Source organism: Noviherbaspirillum massiliense JC206 (genome assembly GCF_000312045.1).
Lineage (GTDB): Bacteria > Pseudomonadota > Gammaproteobacteria > Burkholderiales > Burkholderiaceae_D > Noviherbaspirillum > Noviherbaspirillum massiliense.
In genome coordinates, this window is sequence record NZ_HE978635.1 from 109,884 (window position 1) to 126,341 (window position 16,458).

The following is a 16,458-nucleotide window of genomic DNA, read 5'->3' on the forward strand; positions in this document are numbered from 1 at the left end:
TACAAGATTTGCGCGGCTTATCCTGAAAGCGAGCATACGCTCCCCTGCAACAATGCGTATCAAGTATATTTGACGTACTTATAACGATATAGAGCCAAGCATGTCGGGATTGCCAGACCATCTGGATCTTCATCTGATCCGCATTCTGTATCTGCTCCTTACCGAAAAAAACGTGTCGCGCGTCGCTCTCAAGCTGAACCAGCCGCAGCCTTCCATTTCGGCGGCACTGCGCAAGCTCCGGCAGCTGACTGGCGACCCGCTGCTGGTGCGCGGCGCTCGCGGGATGGTGGCGACTCAGCATGGCGAAAGCCTGTTGAAGCCGGCGAAGCGAATCCTGGATGAGACGGCAAAGCTGTTCGTGCAAAAGGCGCCATTCGCCGCCCAGCATGAAGCGCGCACTTTCCATATCGCTGCACCCGACTACCTGGACAGCCAGTTTCTGCCGAATGTCGTGGCGGGCGTGCGGCGCGAGTCGCCGAAGAGCCGACTGGTGATTCACAACCTGGGCACGGAAATGGATTACGTGAAGCTGCTGTCGGATGGCGAGCTCGATCTCGTGATCGCCAACTGGGAAGAGCCGCCCGCGCACCTGCATTTGTCCAAGCTGTTCGAAGATGAAATCGCCTGCATGATGCGTGCCGACTCTGCCTACGCGCTGCGCACCGGTTCGGATGAAATGACGGTCGAGGATTATTTGTCGCTCCCGCATGTGGCGCCGTCGCCGATGATGCCCGGCTATTCCGGGGTGATCGAGTCCTATCTGGCGCGGCAACACCTGCAGCGCAATGTGGTGGTGGAGTCCGCGTATTTCGGGCTGATCCCCTACATGCTTACCCGGTCCGACCTGGTGCTGACGACCGGGCGGCAATTCATGCGCTTTTATGAAAAGAGCCTGCCGCTGAAGATCTTTACGGTGCCGATCAAATTTCCCAAGATGCGTTTTTATCAGTTGTGGCATGACCGTGTGCATCACGCTTCCGAACACAAGTGGCTGCGCGAGTTGATTGCAACGACGGCGCGGTCGCTATCGCCGCTTTGAGTCTTGTCGTTTGACGGAGTAGTCGAAGCTGCGGATGGGGGCACGTGGTGTGGCGGAGCTGGGACCGGCTTTTTCGCATACGCAGCCGCCCAGGGGCGCTTGTCGGAGCAGGCGCGATAGCTGCCAGCAAGGGGCGCGGTCAATGGAGTTTATGTCTTAACTCGTAGATCGCGTCGTGGGCTTGCTGGAGATAATTCTTGAGGTGCCGGTCGATCCCGCTGTCCATGCTGGCGAACAGCACCCGGTCCCCTGCCCTTTGCAGGTTTTCCAGATACTGCTCCACGTCTTCATACTGCTGGTCCTGCTCGATGGTGAGCCTGGCGAGTGCGGCTTCGCGCTCCAGTTCAGTCAATACCTTGCGCATTTCGTCCGGCACATCCGAGGCGGTTTCGCAGGCATAGAGCGCGCTATCGATGCATTGTTGAATGCGTAGAAAGCATTCATTGATCCGACCTTGCTGCATATGGCCTCCTTTGCATTTTGTCCGTCTCCCGCTTCTTGGTCCCTGCTGACGCCGGGTTAGTTCCAACCTCGGGTGGCGGGCCAATGTGCCGCGGCGGATCTCGAAACTGCATGCGGTCATCGGGATGAGATCAATCCCGCGTTGATGCAGCTTGCTCACCGCCGCTATCGGTCTGATGACACTCAATCCTGTTTCTGCCGGTGCGCCGAAATATAATCAATTGTGTTATTTTTCGGCCGTTTTTTGATACCATTAAGAAAGACTCTTTTCTTTTTGCTTTGATTTCAATTACTTAGAGCCATCTTGTCAGCAAGCCGCATTCATAAGGGTACGGTGCTAACCCGTATCGGCACGCATCACTTCGCTTTCCTGCGCGGTTATCTGGAAGGTTTGGATCTGGCATTGCTCGCAAAGCGCTATCTGGAAACGGCTGACGATACGGATGCTGAACAAAAGGCAGCGAAGGCAGCCCTGAAATGGATCCGGCAGCAACTCATGGTGGCGGCGCGACGCCGGGGCCATTTTCCCGAGGCGCGCTTGATCCTGATTGATCCGGGCAAGCTGGACAGTCCGCAACATGCCGCGATTCCGACTCTGGCGGAATTCAGAGAGGAACGCGATCCGCACGAGATGTATTCGGAAGCGGAATTGCTGGCGCTGTTCCATGAAGAGTTCGGCGAGCTGAAGTCCGCGGATCGGCGCGCTTTGCGCAATGAACGTTTGCGCCGGCGCCAATTGGCGGCCCTTGCCGAACTCGAAGGCTTGCTGGACACGACACCGCAGGACACGGATGAAGTAGGCGGCTGGCTGGATACGCCGGTGGCCGGGCGGCTGCAGGCAGCCGGCATCCGCACGCTCGCCGATTTGGTCGGCACCATCAATGCACGTGGTTACCGCTGGTGGACGCAGGTGCCGCGCCTGGGCGAAAAGACGGCTGCGCAAATTGTGGCATGGTTGCGGACTGAGCCGGTTGCGCAGGCGCTCGGGATGCCATTGCGAATTCAAGCCGGCGTGAAAGAACGGCAGATCCCTCCTCCCCTGTTGCTGGCAAGCCGACCGAAGGAGTTTGGCATTGTCCCGCTTGAATATTTGCTGTTGCCGCCCGAGCTCGACGGCAGAAACGGGACCAATCGGGGAAGTACTTGCCTGATCACGGCGTCATCGGATCCGGAAGCGATCGCGGCATGGCTGGCGACGAAGAAGGAGAACCCCAGCACTTGGCGCTCCTATCGGAAGGAAGCGGAGCGATTCCTGCTATGGGCGGTCATGGAGCGCCGACGGGCGCTGTCGTCGCTTACCCAGGAAGACGTGATTGCATACCGGGAATTTCTTGCTCGACTGGATGAAAGCGCGAGTTCGGCTTGGCCGTTCTCCTTGCCGCGCTCTGCCTGGATCGGCGTGCGAGGAACCGATCGGTGGAGTGCGCTATGGCGCCCATTTGATGGCCCGCTTTCTCCAGGGAGTCAGGCTTTGGCCATCACGATTGTGGCTGGCATGTTTCGCTGGCTGACCACGCAGGGATATCTGGCATTCAACCCTTGGAAGGGATTGACTGGAAAATCCTTGAAGCGCTCAGGCACTACTGTCTCGTAAATTCACGGCACATTGTTTCCACACTTTGCCGTCACCTAATTCGCCGCACCCGCTCGGGAAGACCTAATTGGCCGCCCCCGGTCAGAATGCAAGCTAGGCCGGATATTGATTCGCCGATCCGGTCTTCCGCCCTATCCTTTCAAAGATTGCCCTCGGCATCCAATCAAAACTGAGGGTGAGAACTTTTGGGAAGTTGACGAAGGAAGAGAATAGGGGATTTTTAGGCCATCTCTCGAACTAGTCACCCTGGTCGAAGATTAGTTGTGGTTCGGCCTGGGCTGGACCACCTCCTGAAGTGACTTCAAGCAAGTCCTTGTTTTGTCTGGGGTCTTGGAATCCAAAAAAACTTGTACGGTACAACCTCCCTTCTCCCTTTGATCGGATCCAGGTGAGAGCTTTTGGGACGGAGCTGGCGAAGGGGTCTGAAGAAGCGCTGGCCAAAGGCCCGTAGTGCGAGAGGTGAGAACTTTTGGGAGGGCTGGCTGATGACAGAGATGCTTTAAGACCTATCGTTGCAAAGTTGTACCGTACAACCAGTTCAGGATAGAACCATGGAGGTTCCGTTGCCTGTACTTTGCCCTGCTGCCGCTCTCAACCCACAGGTAAATCACAAACCATTCCAACAAGAGATCCGGTGTTGCTAAAAATCTCTGCTCAATATCCACAGAATGAAACTGGGGAACAGTGCCGCTGAAGCCGCCCAGTAGCGCTAATGCTATGAAGGCCGCCTTGTGAACGGCACAGGAAAGGTAATTTGGGGTCCCGTCACCTCAAGCCGAACTGCTGCCAAAGCAGTTCGCTTTGCGGAAGAACGTTCTGCCAAATTCATTCAGAAAAACAAAAAGGGGAGTTGTACCGTACAACTCCCCTTTTCCCTATGCGCCGCTTTTCAGCGTTTCATCCATTCTTCAATCCAACTTCGCAGTTCAGCCAAGCGTGCGTCATTCAAAAAGCCTTTATCGAATTGCAGCGTCACCCGGTCTCCATCCTGCACCAGCGATACACTGCCAGTCGCCGTTACTGAAGAAACGCTTTTTCCCGTTTCCTTACTGCCAGTGCCGAGCAAGAATTCGACGACTTGTTTCGGCGTCGATGCAATCGAGCGATCGTTCTTCAACTGTGCTGCGCGCTCAAGGACACCTTCTGCGTCATTTCGCATCGCATCGCTCAAGGGCTTTGCCCAGCGATACTGCAGATCGAGAGGCGAGGAAAATGCCTCGATCAATCGCTGATCCAAGTCCGCCAAGCGCAAGGCTTTGCTCAGGTTGCCGGCGTCAACACCCAATTCACGCGCCATTTGTTCCTGGGAAGTGAACAGTTTTTCCTGCAAGGCGCGCCGGTACATCATGCCCTGCTCCCAGGGTGAAAGGTCGAGCCGGGTGCGGTTTTCGCGATCCATTTCCTTGAACAGGCTGACATCGCTTACCTCTTCCACCATTGCCAGCACTGGCAATCCGAGTTCCTGACACGCGCGATGGCGCCGGTGGCCAAACACGATTTCATATGCATCCTGCTGTCCATCGACCGGACGCACCTTTATCGGCTGCACATTGCCGCCGGCTTCCCGGATTTCCTCGACCAACTGCTTGAATTCCGCCGACTCGAAATTTTGCTGCGTGCGATTGGCCCACTTCGATTGAACGATCAGCGCCGGGTCGATCAGCTTTACCGGCAACACGCCTTCAAACTGCTTCAACCTCTCTTCCAGCTGCGCGACCTTTTCATTGTTTTCCTTCATCAGACTATTGACCATCAACATCTGCCCTGGCCCGGTACGCAAAGGTGGCGCGCCGGCCGCCCCTTCCACTTTCTTGGTCGGAACAAGCAAGCCTTCCGTTTTTTTGCTCAGGCGGTCTTTCATCGACATGTCATTCTCCTTCGCTCAATTGGGCCATCCAGGAATTGCGAATCGATACTTCCACCAAATCAATCACCCGATCGTAGGCGTCTCTTGCCCTACTATAAGTCTTGGCACTGCCCTCATAACGATTCACGTCATACACGGTGCCAAATTCCGCCGAGCTGGAAGAGGTCACCGTGGTTTTCGGAATTTCGATCGGCAAGACCTTTTCCGCATAAGTCGCTGAAATCCAGGAGCGCACCACGTCGCTTGCCACATCCGCCGAATCGACGCGAGCCAGCAGGACATGAATGAAATCGAACGTCTTGGTAATGCCGGCGTTTTCCACCAGATTTGAAGCGAGGTCGCTGAACAAGCTCCAGAACTGGGCCGAGCTTGCGAAGTCCAGGGCGTTCGGCGGCAGGGGAACGATCATCGCATCGGATGCCATGAAGGCATTGATGGTGACGTACGACAGGGAAGGCGGGGTATCAATAATGATGACATCGTATTCATCCCGCACATCTTCCAAACCCAGGTTGATGACATCCCAGAACTGAAATTCCGGATCCTTGATTTGGCGGGAAGGCAGGACGAACTCTGCCGAAAACAAAGTGGAAGACGCTGCCACCAGATCCACCCCATTCCAGTAAGTAGACTGGATCGAAGGCCGGATCGATGTGGTGTCACCATATACGAGGGGCGCGATGGTTTGCTGTTCCGAGACTTCCGTATCCGGCATGATCCCGAACAGTGTCGTCAGCGAGCCTTGAGGATCTGCATCGATCACCAGCACCTTGTGACCGCGCAAGCTGAGACCCTGGGCCAAGACCATTGCCGTCGTGGTTTTGCTCACGCCTCCCTTGAAGTTACCAATGGAAATCGTGATTGCTCGTGCGCCTTCCGGGCGCAGATGTTCTGCGCGATAATGCTGAACCCAGATACGGGCTTCTTCCAGCGTAAATTCCCGGCGCGATCCTTTTTCATTCAATTGCCCTGCCGGAAGATCTCCCTTGCTGATCCGATAGGACACTTGACCTTTGTCAATCCCGCACAGGGATGCGAGCTGGGTCAAAGTAAACAGCGGCGTACTCTTCGCTGCATTCGGCGCCAGCATGCGCGAGCGAATCTGGTTCACCATCTGAGTAGCGCGTTCGGCCTGCTCGACAATGTCGCTGATCTGGATTTTTTGTGACGCCTTTACTGCGTTTTTCATTTCTTCTCCTTGGTTCTACAGATGGGATGCATTTTACGCCATTAACTGTATTGGCAAAAAACGAAATTTTTATGGAAATCTAAAATTTCACACAATTCCGTAAAACTTTGAGCGCAGTTTTTTGCTGTGAGGTACCTTTCCACCTGTTCCGACGCTAAAAATAATAAAAAATCTATAACTTCTATAATAACTAAAGCGCCGCATTTACCCTTTATTTTCAAAGGCTTAAGTCATGTCAGGTGAGAGCTTATAGGGACTTGGGTGAGAGGTTTTGGGGCTTTGCGCGAGAGGTTTTGGGAAGCTGGGTGAGTCGCCTTAGGAACTTGCGTGAGTTGATATGGGATAACAATAGCGTTTGCAATTCCACAATTTCCTGTCCGATTAAACCCCGAAAATTGGCAGCCCGCGAGCAAATCGTCCCGATGCAGGCCAAATTCGGTAGCGGCGAAAGGTGAGTAAATTTGGGAGGTGAGGGTAAACAGCAGCAGCGCGGTGGAGAATTTCACCCTAAAAAAGAAAGGTGAGTTTGATTTTAAAATACACTCACTGTAGACTGCCGTTAACCGACTAACAAGAACATGCCGGCACATGAAACAATCCACCCGCACTGCGAAAGCTGGAAAGCAAGCCGTCACGAGCGAGGTGGACTTTCCGCTTCGCAAGCCGGTCAATACCTTGGCCATCGTGCCCAAGTCGGAAAAGATCACTGTCACCGCCCGCAAGATCTACAACGTGATGTTGCACTATGCGCAGCGCCAAGGCGTGGGCAAGGATCGCTACCAGGTGCGGCTGGCTGACATCGCCACCGGTATCGATTTCAATTCGAACAACACGGAATTGATCAAGCAGTATTTCCGCCAGATGGCCACGACCGGGGTGGAGTGGCAGTCGCCCACCATCGGCGAGGGTGCGCGCTGGAGCGTGTCAGCCCTGATCGCCCATGCCGACTTGATCCAGCGCGATGGCGAATTGATCCTCGAATGGAGCTACGCGCCGAACATCAAGCAGGAATTGCTGGATCCGCAGCGCTTCGCCAAGATGTCGCTGCAAGTGCAGGCTTCGCTGAATACCATGGCTTCGCTGGTGCTGTATGAAATCTGTTGCCGGTATGCCGACAACCCGGGCGGCTTGACCGCGCGTCAGCCCTGGGCCTGGTGGCGACCGGTATTGACCGGCGCTCCCGACAGCCCGACCAGCGCCTACCAGGAATACAAGATCTTCAACCGCGACGTCTTGAAAAAGGCGATCAAGAAAGTCAATGAAGTCTCCGACCTGGAAATCGAATTGGTCGAGCACCGGCAGGGGCGCTCGATCCAGGATCTGCAATTCCGCGTGCGGCGCAAGGCCCCCCTGTTGCCGCCTGCCGAAAAATCGATCGAACCGGTCGATTTGAAAACGATCGGCGAAGCGATCAAGGCCGGGATACCGCAGGAGAGGGCGGAAAAGCATTTGCTGAAATACGGCGCCAAGGCGATGGATGAAGCGCTGCGCCTGATGAACGAGCGCAAGAACCGTCCCAACATGGAACCGGTGCGCAGCCCGGAAAAATATCTCGCGACCCTGCTGCAATCCGGGCAGTTCGGCGAACGCAAGGAAACCGACGCTACGCCGCGCAAGGTATTCGATACCAAGGCCGAACGCCTGAAGCTGATCGAGCGCTACATGACGATGAAACGCGCCGAATTGAACGAGATGTTCCAGGAAATGCCGGAACAGGACCAGCAAAACTGGATCCGCAAGTTTGAAGCGGAGGCGTTGCCCGCCAGCGAAGTGGTACGCAAGGCATTTCAGACCAAGGGGATCGCCAGCCCGATCGTGCGCCCGGTCTTCCTCAAGTTCCTCGGCAACTCGGTATGGGAAGAGGGCTGGGAAAAGCCGTCCGACTCCGACCTGGTCGATATCGCCATCCTGACGAAAGAAGAAAGCCAGCAGGGGAGGGAACAGGCCGCAGTGAAAAAGCGCGGCCTGGTCACCGGCTTGAGAAAGGGGCAGACCGAAAGCGCATGACATGCATGCGGCTGCTACTTGACGCACCAAAGAAAAAGGCCCGGAATATCCGGGCCTTTTTCTTTAGATTGGTTGGCAGGGATGCGATTACTTCGAAGTCTTGTTGAGGGCATCCTTGAACGCTTTGCCCGCGGTGAATTTCACGGTCTTGACCGCAGCAATCTTGATCTCTTCTCCGGTGCGCGGATTGCGACCGGTACGCGCTGCGCGCTCGCCGGCGCCAAAGGAGCCAAAGCCTACCAGTTGCACCGAATCGCCCTTCATGACGGCATTGACGATATTGTCGATCATGGATTCCAGCGCGCGCTGCGCCGATGCTTTCGAAATGTCGCAGTCAGCGGCGATGGCATCCACCAAATCAGTTTTGTTCATTGAACCTCCTGTAAAAAGTGCGAAGCATTTTAGCACCAGATTTCTCGCGGGCACTAACGGAAAAGCAATGAAGCCGGCCTCACCATGCGGGTTGACAGCCGCGCCGATCATGCCAACCAAGGAAAAAAGTGCAGAAAAAAGGTGGTATCGGTGAAGGAATGCGCGCAATTCGCAGCGGCTGCCGCGGCCGAAAAAAAGAAAATTGCAGGAGCCGCTGTCGCATTCCTGCACACATGTGCGCAGGAATGGTGAGCGCGCTTTCGCGCGCGCCATGAAAAATTGCCGGGTGCCGGAACTGATTGCCTTTCATCCTGACCAATCGACAAAAGGCCGGCGCAGTATCCCGCGCACTCTCACGCGCGTCCGGCTTGCCCATCGAGCCGCCCTTTCAAATGCGGACGGTGCAACCATTTGCAGGAACAGGATATGGCCTTGTCTGAACCTCTTGTACAGGAAGAGTTGAGCGGTCCCTTGCTGCAGCGCGCTCCAGTCAGGACCCTCGTCGTATTTCGCGCCCTCCAGCTGGGCGACATGCTGTGCGCGGTGCCGGCGCTGCGCGCCTTGCGAGCGGCGCTCCCGCACACGCACATCTGCCTGGTCGGCTTGCCGTGGGCAGCGCAATTTGCCGACCGCTTTACGCATTACATTGATGAATTCATTGCCTTTCCGGGGCATCCTGCCTTTCCCGAGCAGGCGGTCCAGGAACACTTCATTCCCGGATTTTACGAAGCGCTGCGGGCGCGCCAGTTCGACCTCGCCATTCAAATGCATGGCAGCGGCCAGATCAGCAATCGCGTCGTGAACGACTTCGGTGCGCGCCTGATGGCCGGCTATGTGAGCACGGATGCTGCACAAGCCGATCCACTATGCTTTCTCGCCTATCCGGAAACCGGTGCGGAACCGCTGCGCCTGCTCGCGCTGGCGGAATTTCTTGGCGCGCCTTCCTGCGGCAGCGAACTGGAATTTCCCCTGACGGATCAGGATGAAGAAGAATTGCGCGCCAGCCGGATTGCGGCCGAACTGACACCCGGTGCCTATATCTGCATTCACCCGGGTGCGCGCATGCGCGACAAGTGCTGGCCGCCGCAACGCTTTGCCGAAGTCGCGGACCGGCTGGCCCGCGAGTTCGGCTTTCCTGTCGTGCTGACGGGGTCTGCCAAGGAAGCCGATCTGACGGCAGCCGTGGCGCAACACATGCAGACCCGGGCGATCGATGCGGCAGCCCCGATCTCGATCGGCGCGATGGCAGCGCTCATGAGCCGCGCCCGGCTACTGGTGTGCAACGATACCGGTGTGTCGCACATCGCTGCCGGATTGAAGCTGCCCAGTGTGGTCATCTTCAGCAAGGCCGACATCGAACGCTGGGCGCCGCTGGACCGGGATCTGCACCGCTGCATCTGGGATCCGCAAGGACAGGAGCTCGCCTCGGTTCTGGAACAGGCGCGCCTGCTGCTACAGCGCACAGCATGACCTGTCCTCGCGGGCGCGGAACAGATCCAGCGCCAGCGCGATGACTTCTTCGAGCGTCACGTCGTCCACGAAACTCGCGTCATGCGCGCAACGGGTCCGCAAGTTTTCCGCTCCGCATACCGGGCAGTGGATGCGGGTCGACAGCGCAGCGCGATGCCTGTCCTGGCACAGCGGTCCGGACTCGATCAAATTGCTCAGCCAGTAAATGCCGACGCCGGGCGTGCCGATGGCCAGCGCGAGATGCAGCGGGCCGGTGTCGTTCGACACCAGCAATGCAGTCCTTTCCAGCACGCCGCACAAGCCCGCCAACGACAGCTTGCCACTCAAGTCCAGCGCGGGATGACGCATGTGCCCGATCACTTCGCGTACCACCGGCGCTTCCTGCGCCGTGCCATTGACCGCGATTGCTGCACCTTGCTCTGCCAGCGCATCCCCGACGGCAGCAAAGCGCCGTGCCGGCCAGTGACGCCGACTGTCGCTGGCGCCGGGTTGCAGTACGACCAGCGGTCGTGCACCCAGATCGGGCAGGATGCACGCGGCTTCCCTGCGATCACGCTCCGTCACCTGCAGTTCGGGTTGCCGGGTGAGGCGCAGCAAGTCCGCTCCCGCCAGTGCTGCCGCTTCCAGCAACAGGAGGCGCCGGTTCTGCCGTTCCCGATAAGCGATATGCCGGTCGAGCGGCGGCGCGCCGTCTGCACGCAGGCCCAAAGTCAGGTCCGCGCCGAATTGCATGATGAAGGGATTGGAATAGTGACCGCCGCCATACAGCTGCAGCGCCAGGTCGAAGCGCTCTTCCCGCATGGCAGCGATGAATGCTTGAAGCGGTCCTTGCTCGACGTGCGCATCCGGCGGCAGGCCCACGCCAGGGCAGGGCGGCAGTACCGCTACGTCGTCGACCGGACCCGGCCGGTCTCGCAGAAAATCGGCATGCCATGCCTTGCCGATATAGACGATGCGCGCCCCTGGATAGGCGGCACGCAGCGCATGCAAGGCAGGCAGCGCAAACACGAAATCGCCGACTGCGTTGGGCCGCAGTACCGCGATTTTTCTTACGTCGGAAATCGTCGCCGGTTCAGGCATGGATATCTCGCGCGCACACGCCCTTCATGACATGTTCAGTCTCGTCGCCTGCGCCGTGCCTGCAGCGACAGTTGCGCTCACAGGCAGGACCCTTGGCGCATCGATCTCGCGCGCCGGAATGGTGGTCGGCAATTCCATGTGGTAAGCGCCGGAAGGAATGATGGCGCAGCCGCCGTAACGCTCCATGACCCGCAATTGCGCGAGCACGTCTTCGCCGCAATGTGCGGCAGGCAGCTCCTGCCAGAAATCGAAACCGCCGGCAGCGCGCAGTTTGGCGGTATCGAAGAGTACGCAGCCCCCGACCCATGCGACCCGGTACAGGCGCGTGGTGCTGCGGTCCAATCCCAGTCTGGCCTGCACATGGAGCAGGTTGGCCGCGCTGTGCACATGATGGCGCGCCCATTCCGCGCTGCCCGGCGTCACCCGCTCGGGCTCGACCTTGCCGTCCCAGAATTCGATGTGCTGCTGGTGCGGCCGCACATCGCCGATGAAGCTCAGGCCATGCAGGGCGCTGCCGACAAAGCCGCATCCCTGCTCACTGATCGCATGGTGCAGACGCTCGACCAGATCGCGCTCCAGCATCACGTCGTCATCGAGGAACAGGCAATAGGGTGCTCTGGCATGGGCGAGCAGGAAGGCACGCTGCTGGGCCATGCCGCGGCGCGGCAGGTTGCGCAGGGTGTGCAGCTCGCGCCCTTGCCCGCGCAGGAAGCGCAGTACTGCTGCCACTTCCGGCTGGACGAAGGCGCCTTCGCCATCCGACTGGTCGGAGATGATGATGCGCAGTCCCGCATGCGTCTGGCTTGCCAGCGACATCAGCGTGACCGCAAGCGCACCCGGGCGGTTGCAAGTCGGGATCAGCACATCGATGGCGGGACCGGCACTCATGCTGCTGGCGCGGATGGTCGGCCCGCGCGGCCATAGAGATAGGGATTCAGCGTGGGGTCGTTGTACATCTTGAATTGCCGGTAAACCTTGAAATAGGCGCGCCCTTGCCGCGTTTCTTCCAGCAGGCTATCGAAGCAGGACGCCAGATCCTCGCGCTGGATGCGCAGACGCTGCAGTTTTTCCCGGCACCTGGCGATGTGCTCCGCGCTCGCGTCCCCTCGCTGCGTTTGCAATCCCATGTGGTAAATCTTCAGCGCAAGAATGGACAGGCGATCGACCATCGCACCGGCCGTTTCACTGTTCAGGCGCGCATCGCTTGCGGGCGGCAGCTGGCCGAGTTCCGTCAGCAGCGTTTCGTCGATCGCCTCCACTGCATCATTGCGCTGCTGGTTGTACTGGTCGATCAGGCGCTTGCAAGCGGCGATCTCGCGGGCATCCACATCGGTGCGCCGGGCCTTGTCTTCTTCCTTCCACAGCAGGCTGTTGTAGCGGTGGTTCGCTTCGATCCAGCGCCAGATGTCCGCTGGCGCTTCCATGCCGTCAGGTGTGCGCCATTCCGGCCCGGACAAAAACTGATCGTGAAATTGCGTGATGGAGCGTGCGTCGATTTGCAGCGGCATAGCTTTCCTTTTCATGCGCCGGCTTCATGCCGGCGGCGTGCATCAAACAAGGTGAACTTGCATCGGGAAAATTGTGAAAGCCGAGCGAGCAAAAATCATGCGCGCATGCGCCACCAGCCGTGGTACAGGACTTGCGATCACCGCCCGACCATTTGGCGTCCCTGCAGAAGCGGGAGCGCTGTCACCCTGCACGGCGCGCGTGCCGGCAGTTCTGCAATCGATGGCCTATGGCCTACTGTCATCCAAATGTCGTCACCGGAGAACATCATGCAACATGTCAACCCCATCCAGATTCAGAAATTCCTGAAAGGCGTCGATTACCCTGCCAGCAAGGCAGCCTTGATTGAAAACGCGAAAAAAATGGGCGCTGATGAAAACGTCTGCGCATCGCTCGAGCAATTGCCGGACCAGGATTTTGAAGCCCCCGTCGATGTCAGCCAGGCGCTGGCGAAGCATCATTGAACATGATGAAGGAAAGTTTCCTTCCTTCATTGCTTGTCGGCAGCATCGGCAAGCACGCGTTCGGCGGCCGGTTCCGATGCCATACCGGCCTGCAACGCAGCTTAATTACAAGCCCTTGTAAAAAACATAGACGGAGCACATCTTTCTAATGGGCCTCTTCGTCTCAAGCGCTTCTCTTTCTTTCTTCTCCGAAAGAATTTGCTTCGCAGCATGATCTTTAGCAATAAAAAAGATGCCACTCAGATAGATAATCGGGAACGCCGATTCATTTCCATGTTCTAACGAAGCGTCTTGAATTCCTTGAAGAAAAATCGGGCGCGCAGCGTTCCAGCGGAATTTGCTCTGCATTAACGCTTTCATCTAAGCAATCACCCGCGCCCGATCCAGCGCAACATCCCGGAATTCCATGAATCGCTTTCCTTCGTGAGGAAGCCCCATTCCATATCTCATTCATTAATGCATACAGAACTCGCTCCGTCACTCGTCCAGTCAGATAACAAACTCAAGCTGATGAAACCAAAAATCCTCATCGTGAACGACCATCTCCCGACGCTGACGGCCTTGAAAACCCTGCTGACCCGCACGCCTTCCGATGTCGGCTACGAAGTCATTACCGCAAGCTCCGGCGAAGAAGCCTTGCGCAAAATCCTCGATCACCAGTTCGCCGTCATCCTGCTCGATGTCAGTATGCCGGGCATGGATGGTTTCGAAACTGCGGAAATCATCCACTCCCATCCGCGCTCCGCATCGATCCCGATCATTTTCGTCACTGCGCATTACGCCGACGAGATGAACCGGCTCAAGGGTTATCAGCGCGGTGCGGTCGATTACCTGATCACGCCAGTGATCCCGCAGATCCTGCAAACCAAGATTGCCGTCTTCATCGAGCTAGCCAAGAAGAACATGCTGCTCGAAGACAAGACCCGGGAATTGGCAGAACTGAACAAGAACCTGCAGGTCAAGCAGATGCAAGCCTTGAAGCGGATGAACGCGACGCTGGAAGCCGAGGTCATCGTGCGCCGCCAGGCCGAACAAAGGGCGCATGAACTCGCCACGCGCGATCCGCTCACCGGCCTGCTGAACCGACGCGAGCTGGTCGAGCGCCTGGAAAACGCCATCGCGCGCGCCACGCGCCGCAACGAGCGCCTCGCCTTGCTGTTTCTCGACATGGACCGCTTCAAGTCCATCAACGATATGCTCGGGCATGACACCGGCGATGAATTGCTGCGCCAGGTGGCGGCACGCATCAGTGCATCGGTGCGTGAATCGGATGTGGTCGCCAGGCTGGGCGGCGACGAATTCGTGGTCCTGATGGAAGGCTTGCCGGACTATGCCGACGCTGCCCAGGTGGCCAAGAAGATCGTGCATGCGACCGGCGAAGTGTTCCAGGTCGGGCCGCACAAGCTCAAGAGCACAGTCAGCGTCGGCATCGGTCTCTATCCGCAGGATGGCAAATCGGCGCAGGCCTTGATGAAAAATGCCGACCTCGCGATGTACCATGCCAAGCAGGAGCGGCGCGGCACGATCCAGTTCTTCCATGAGGAATTCAATGCGCGCCTGCTCGAACGCATCCGGCTCGAACATGAATTGCAGGAAGCGCTGGAGCGCAACGAATTCGAACTGTATTACCAGCCCAAAGTCGACGTCCACAGCGGCCAGGTGGCAGGCGTGGAAGCGCTGCTGCGCTGGAATCATCCGCGCCTCGGTTTGCTGAGCGGCGCACAATTCATCCCGGCCGCATCGGAGTGCGGCCTGATCGTTCCCATCGGCGAATGGGTGATCTCGCAAGCCTGCGCCCAGGCCAGGCGCTGGCAGGAAGCGTCGAACGGCTTGCCGACGCTGCCGATTGCCGTCAACATCGCTATTCCCCAAATCCACGCCGAACTGCCCGGCGCGATCCAGCGCGCCTTGCAGGCACACGAGATCGATCCCTCCTGGCTGCAGCTGGAAATCACCGAATCCCTGCTCATTCGGGACCTGGAAAAAGCCACCTCGGTCCTGCGGGAAATCAGCCAGAGCGGCATCACGATTGCGATCGATGATTTCGGCACCGGCTATTCTTCCCTGTCCGTCCTGAAGGCGCTGCCGATCGACGTGCTCAAGATCGACAAGTCCTTCGTGCGCGACCTGGGCAAGGATGTGGAAGACCGCGCGATCGTCGCCGCAGTGGTCAACATGGCGCGCGCCCTGACGCTCAAGGTCGTTGCCGAAGGCGTGGAAACGCCGGAACAGCTGGCGATCCTGAAAGAGCTGGGATGCGACGAACATCAGGGCTATCTCTACAGCCGCCCGCTCCCGGCGGAAAAGCTGGTGTCGCGCGTCCTGCAGACAGCGTAAGGCTGGCCTCTACTTTTCTGCCGGCAGCCGGCCAGTCCGCCTGCCGGCGCCTTTTTGAATATCCCATGGACATGATGAGCGATAACACGATCGAAGAGATGGATGCCAAGCTGGTGCTTCGGGTACTGGCGGCATTGAAGAAAGGCGACTTTTCGGCGCGCATGCCGTCCGACTGGACAGGACTGGCGGGCAAGATCGCCGATACCGTCAATGACATCCTCGAAACCAATGAACAGATGGCCCGGGAAATTACCGAGGTCAGCCGGGTCGTCGGGCGCGAAGGCCACCTGACCCAGCGTGCCTCCCTGGCAAATACCTCCGGCGGCTGGGCCACGATCGTCAAGTCGGTGAATACACTGATCGACGACCTGGTGCGCCCGACGACCGAGATGGCGCGCGTCATCGGCGCGGTTGCGAAAGGCGACTTGTCGCAGCGCATGGCGCTGGATGTGGACGGGCGGCCGCTGAAGGGACAATTCCTGCGCTCGGCTTTCACGGCAAACACGATGGTGGACCAGCTTTCGTCGTTTGCGTCGGAAGTGACGCGGGTGGCGCGCGAGGTCGGTACCGAAGGCCGCCTCGGAGGTCAGGCGAACGTGCCGGGGGTGGCGGGCACCTGGAAAGACTTGACCGACTCGGTGAATTCGATGGCGGGCAACCTGACCGGACAAGTGCGCAACATTGCAGAAGTGACGACGGCGGTGGCCAATGGCGACTTGTCGAAAAAGATCACGGTGGACGTGCGCGGGGAAATCCTGCAGCTGAAAGACACGATCAACACCATGGTGGACCAGTTGCGCTCGTTTGCATCGGAAGTGACGCGGGTGGCACGGGAAGTGGGTACCGAAGGTAAATTGGGCGGCCAGGCCCACGTGCCGGGCGTGGGCGGTACCTGGAAGGACTTGACGGATAACGTCAATTTCATGGCTTCGAACCTGACCGGCCAGGTGCGCAACATCGCGGAAGTGACGACGGCGGTGGCCCGCGGCGACTTGTCGAAGAAAATCACGGTGGACGTGAAAGGCGAAATCCTGGAACTGAAGAACACCATCAATGTGATGGTGGACCAGC

Annotated in this window: 15 protein-coding genes; 7 read left to right on the forward strand and 8 right to left on the reverse strand. The window is 58.2% G+C overall.

Annotated elements, in window-relative coordinates; translation table 11 throughout:
* Positions 1-100: 100 nt before the first annotated feature.
* Positions 101-1,039 carry a LysR substrate-binding domain-containing protein gene (locus tag HGHM_RS15990; protein WP_019142561.1) on the forward strand — a complete coding sequence of 313 codons (939 nt, stop codon included), beginning with the start codon at positions 101-103 and terminating at the stop codon, positions 1,037-1,039.
* A gap of 139 nt (positions 1,040-1,178) precedes the next feature.
* Here HGHM_RS15990 and HGHM_RS15995 read toward each other — a convergent pair whose 3' ends face one another.
* Positions 1,179-1,502 carry a hypothetical protein gene (locus tag HGHM_RS15995; RefSeq protein WP_019142562.1) on the reverse strand — a complete coding sequence of 108 codons (324 nt, stop codon included), beginning with the start codon at positions 1,500-1,502 and terminating at the stop codon, positions 1,179-1,181.
* Positions 1,503-1,835: 333 nt separating this feature from the next.
* On the opposite strand from HGHM_RS15995, the gene HGHM_RS21570 reads away from it, so the two are divergent.
* The gene (locus tag HGHM_RS21570) at positions 1,836-3,095 is read left to right on the forward strand and encodes a phage integrase family protein (RefSeq protein WP_019142563.1); all 1,260 of its coding nucleotides are present in this window, start codon (positions 1,836-1,838) and stop codon (positions 3,093-3,095) included.
* Between the two features lie 889 nt (positions 3,096-3,984).
* On the opposite strand, the gene HGHM_RS16005 is transcribed toward HGHM_RS21570, so the two are convergent.
* Together HGHM_RS16005 and HGHM_RS16010 are read right to left on the reverse strand one after the other, a co-directional pair.
* Complete coding sequence (locus HGHM_RS16005) at positions 3,985-4,962, reverse strand: ParB/RepB/Spo0J family partition protein (RefSeq protein ID WP_019142564.1); 978 nt, start codon at positions 4,960-4,962, stop codon at positions 3,985-3,987.
* A 1-nt stretch (position 4,963) separates the two neighbouring features.
* A complete protein-coding gene (locus HGHM_RS16010) occupies positions 4,964-6,151 on the reverse strand; it encodes an AAA family ATPase (protein WP_019142565.1) in 1,188 nt (395 codons plus the stop codon).
* 588 nt (positions 6,152-6,739) lie between these two features.
* On the opposite strand from HGHM_RS16010, the gene HGHM_RS22380 reads away from it, so the two are divergent.
* Positions 6,740-8,158: a replication initiation protein gene (locus tag HGHM_RS22380; RefSeq protein WP_081583591.1), complete on the forward strand. Its 1,419-nt coding sequence runs from the start codon at positions 6,740-6,742 to the stop codon at positions 8,156-8,158.
* 87 nt (positions 8,159-8,245) lie between these two features.
* Here HGHM_RS22380 and HGHM_RS16020 read toward each other — a convergent pair whose 3' ends face one another.
* Positions 8,246-8,803, reverse strand: coding sequence for an HU family DNA-binding protein (locus tag HGHM_RS16020; RefSeq protein ID WP_019142567.1), 558 nt, complete (start codon positions 8,801-8,803; stop codon positions 8,246-8,248).
* Positions 8,804-8,956: 153 nt separating this feature from the next.
* On the opposite strand from HGHM_RS16020, the gene HGHM_RS16025 reads away from it, so the two are divergent.
* The gene (locus HGHM_RS16025) at positions 8,957-10,000 is read left to right on the forward strand and encodes a glycosyltransferase family 9 protein (RefSeq protein WP_019142568.1); all 1,044 of its coding nucleotides are present in this window, start codon (positions 8,957-8,959) and stop codon (positions 9,998-10,000) included.
* Here HGHM_RS16025 and HGHM_RS16030 read toward each other — a convergent pair.
* From HGHM_RS16030 to HGHM_RS23760, 3 genes are read right to left on the reverse strand one after another with little or no spacing between them, the layout of a single operon-like run.
* Positions 9,983-11,080: a glycosyltransferase family 9 protein gene (locus HGHM_RS16030; RefSeq protein WP_019142569.1), complete on the reverse strand. Its 1,098-nt coding sequence runs from the start codon at positions 11,078-11,080 to the stop codon at positions 9,983-9,985. The two genes, HGHM_RS16025 and HGHM_RS16030, sit on opposite strands and share 18 nt — an antisense overlap.
* A 24-nt stretch (positions 11,081-11,104) precedes the next feature.
* On the reverse strand, positions 11,105-11,968 hold the full coding sequence (locus HGHM_RS23755) for a glycosyltransferase family 2 protein (protein ID WP_051155342.1): 864 nt from the start codon (positions 11,966-11,968) through the stop codon (positions 11,105-11,107).
* On the reverse strand, positions 11,965-12,603 hold the full coding sequence (locus tag HGHM_RS23760) for a DUF4254 domain-containing protein (protein ID WP_026076103.1): 639 nt from the start codon (positions 12,601-12,603) through the stop codon (positions 11,965-11,967). Before HGHM_RS23760 ends, HGHM_RS23755 begins: the two co-directional genes overlap by 4 nt.
* A 252-nt stretch (positions 12,604-12,855) precedes the next feature.
* Between HGHM_RS23760 and HGHM_RS16045 the strand changes: the two genes are divergently transcribed.
* Positions 12,856-13,050 (forward strand): DUF2795 domain-containing protein, encoded by a 195-nt coding sequence (locus HGHM_RS16045; protein ID WP_051155352.1) that lies wholly within the window; start codon positions 12,856-12,858, stop codon positions 13,048-13,050.
* 105 nt (positions 13,051-13,155) lie between these two features.
* Here the strand turns inward: HGHM_RS16045 and HGHM_RS16050 are convergent, their stop codons facing one another.
* Positions 13,156-13,398 carry a hypothetical protein gene (locus tag HGHM_RS16050; RefSeq protein WP_019142571.1) on the reverse strand — a complete coding sequence of 81 codons (243 nt, stop codon included), beginning with the start codon at positions 13,396-13,398 and terminating at the stop codon, positions 13,156-13,158.
* A 162-nt stretch (positions 13,399-13,560) separates the two neighbouring features.
* Here HGHM_RS16050 and HGHM_RS16055 point away from each other — a divergent pair, with 162 nt between their 5' ends.
* Together HGHM_RS16055 and HGHM_RS21585 are read left to right on the forward strand one after the other, a co-directional pair.
* Positions 13,561-15,387 (forward strand): two-component system response regulator, encoded by a 1,827-nt coding sequence (locus HGHM_RS16055; protein ID WP_034349272.1) that lies wholly within the window; start codon positions 13,561-13,563, stop codon positions 15,385-15,387.
* A gap of 65 nt (positions 15,388-15,452) precedes the next feature.
* The coding region (locus tag HGHM_RS21585) for a HAMP domain-containing protein (protein WP_034349207.1) at positions 15,453-16,458 on the forward strand (1,006 nt) is incomplete at its 3' end.

Coding starts and splice junctions, on each gene's coding strand:
- HGHM_RS15990 (WP_019142561.1), top strand. CDS start 101: ATGTCGGGATTGCCAGACCATCTGGATCTTCATCTGATCCGCATTCTG.
- HGHM_RS16055 (WP_034349272.1), top strand. CDS start 13,561: ATGAAACCAAAAATCCTCATCGTGAACGACCATCTCCCGACGCTGACG.
- HGHM_RS16005 (WP_019142564.1), bottom strand. CDS start 4,962: ATGTCGATGAAAGACCGCCTGAGCAAAAAAACGGAAGGCTTGCTTGTT.
- HGHM_RS16025 (WP_019142568.1), top strand. CDS start 8,957: ATGGCCTTGTCTGAACCTCTTGTACAGGAAGAGTTGAGCGGTCCCTTG.
- HGHM_RS16030 (WP_019142569.1), bottom strand. CDS start 11,080: ATGCCTGAACCGGCGACGATTTCCGACGTAAGAAAAATCGCGGTACTG.
- HGHM_RS16045 (WP_051155352.1), top strand. CDS start 12,856: ATGCAACATGTCAACCCCATCCAGATTCAGAAATTCCTGAAAGGCGTC.
- HGHM_RS16020 (WP_019142567.1), bottom strand. CDS start 8,803: ATGGCGCGCGCGAAAGCGCGCTCACCATTCCTGCGCACATGTGTGCAG.
- HGHM_RS23755 (WP_051155342.1), bottom strand. CDS start 11,968: ATGAGTGCCGGTCCCGCCATCGATGTGCTGATCCCGACTTGCAACCGC.
- HGHM_RS16050 (WP_019142571.1), bottom strand. CDS start 13,398: ATGCAGAGCAAATTCCGCTGGAACGCTGCGCGCCCGATTTTTCTTCAA.
- HGHM_RS23760 (WP_026076103.1), bottom strand. CDS start 12,603: ATGAAAAGGAAAGCTATGCCGCTGCAAATCGACGCACGCTCCATCACG.
- HGHM_RS16010 (WP_019142565.1), bottom strand. CDS start 6,151: ATGAAAAACGCAGTAAAGGCGTCACAAAAAATCCAGATCAGCGACATT.
- HGHM_RS15995 (WP_019142562.1), bottom strand. CDS start 1,502: ATGCAGCAAGGTCGGATCAATGAATGCTTTCTACGCATTCAACAATGC.
- HGHM_RS22380 (WP_081583591.1), top strand. CDS start 6,740: ATGAAACAATCCACCCGCACTGCGAAAGCTGGAAAGCAAGCCGTCACG.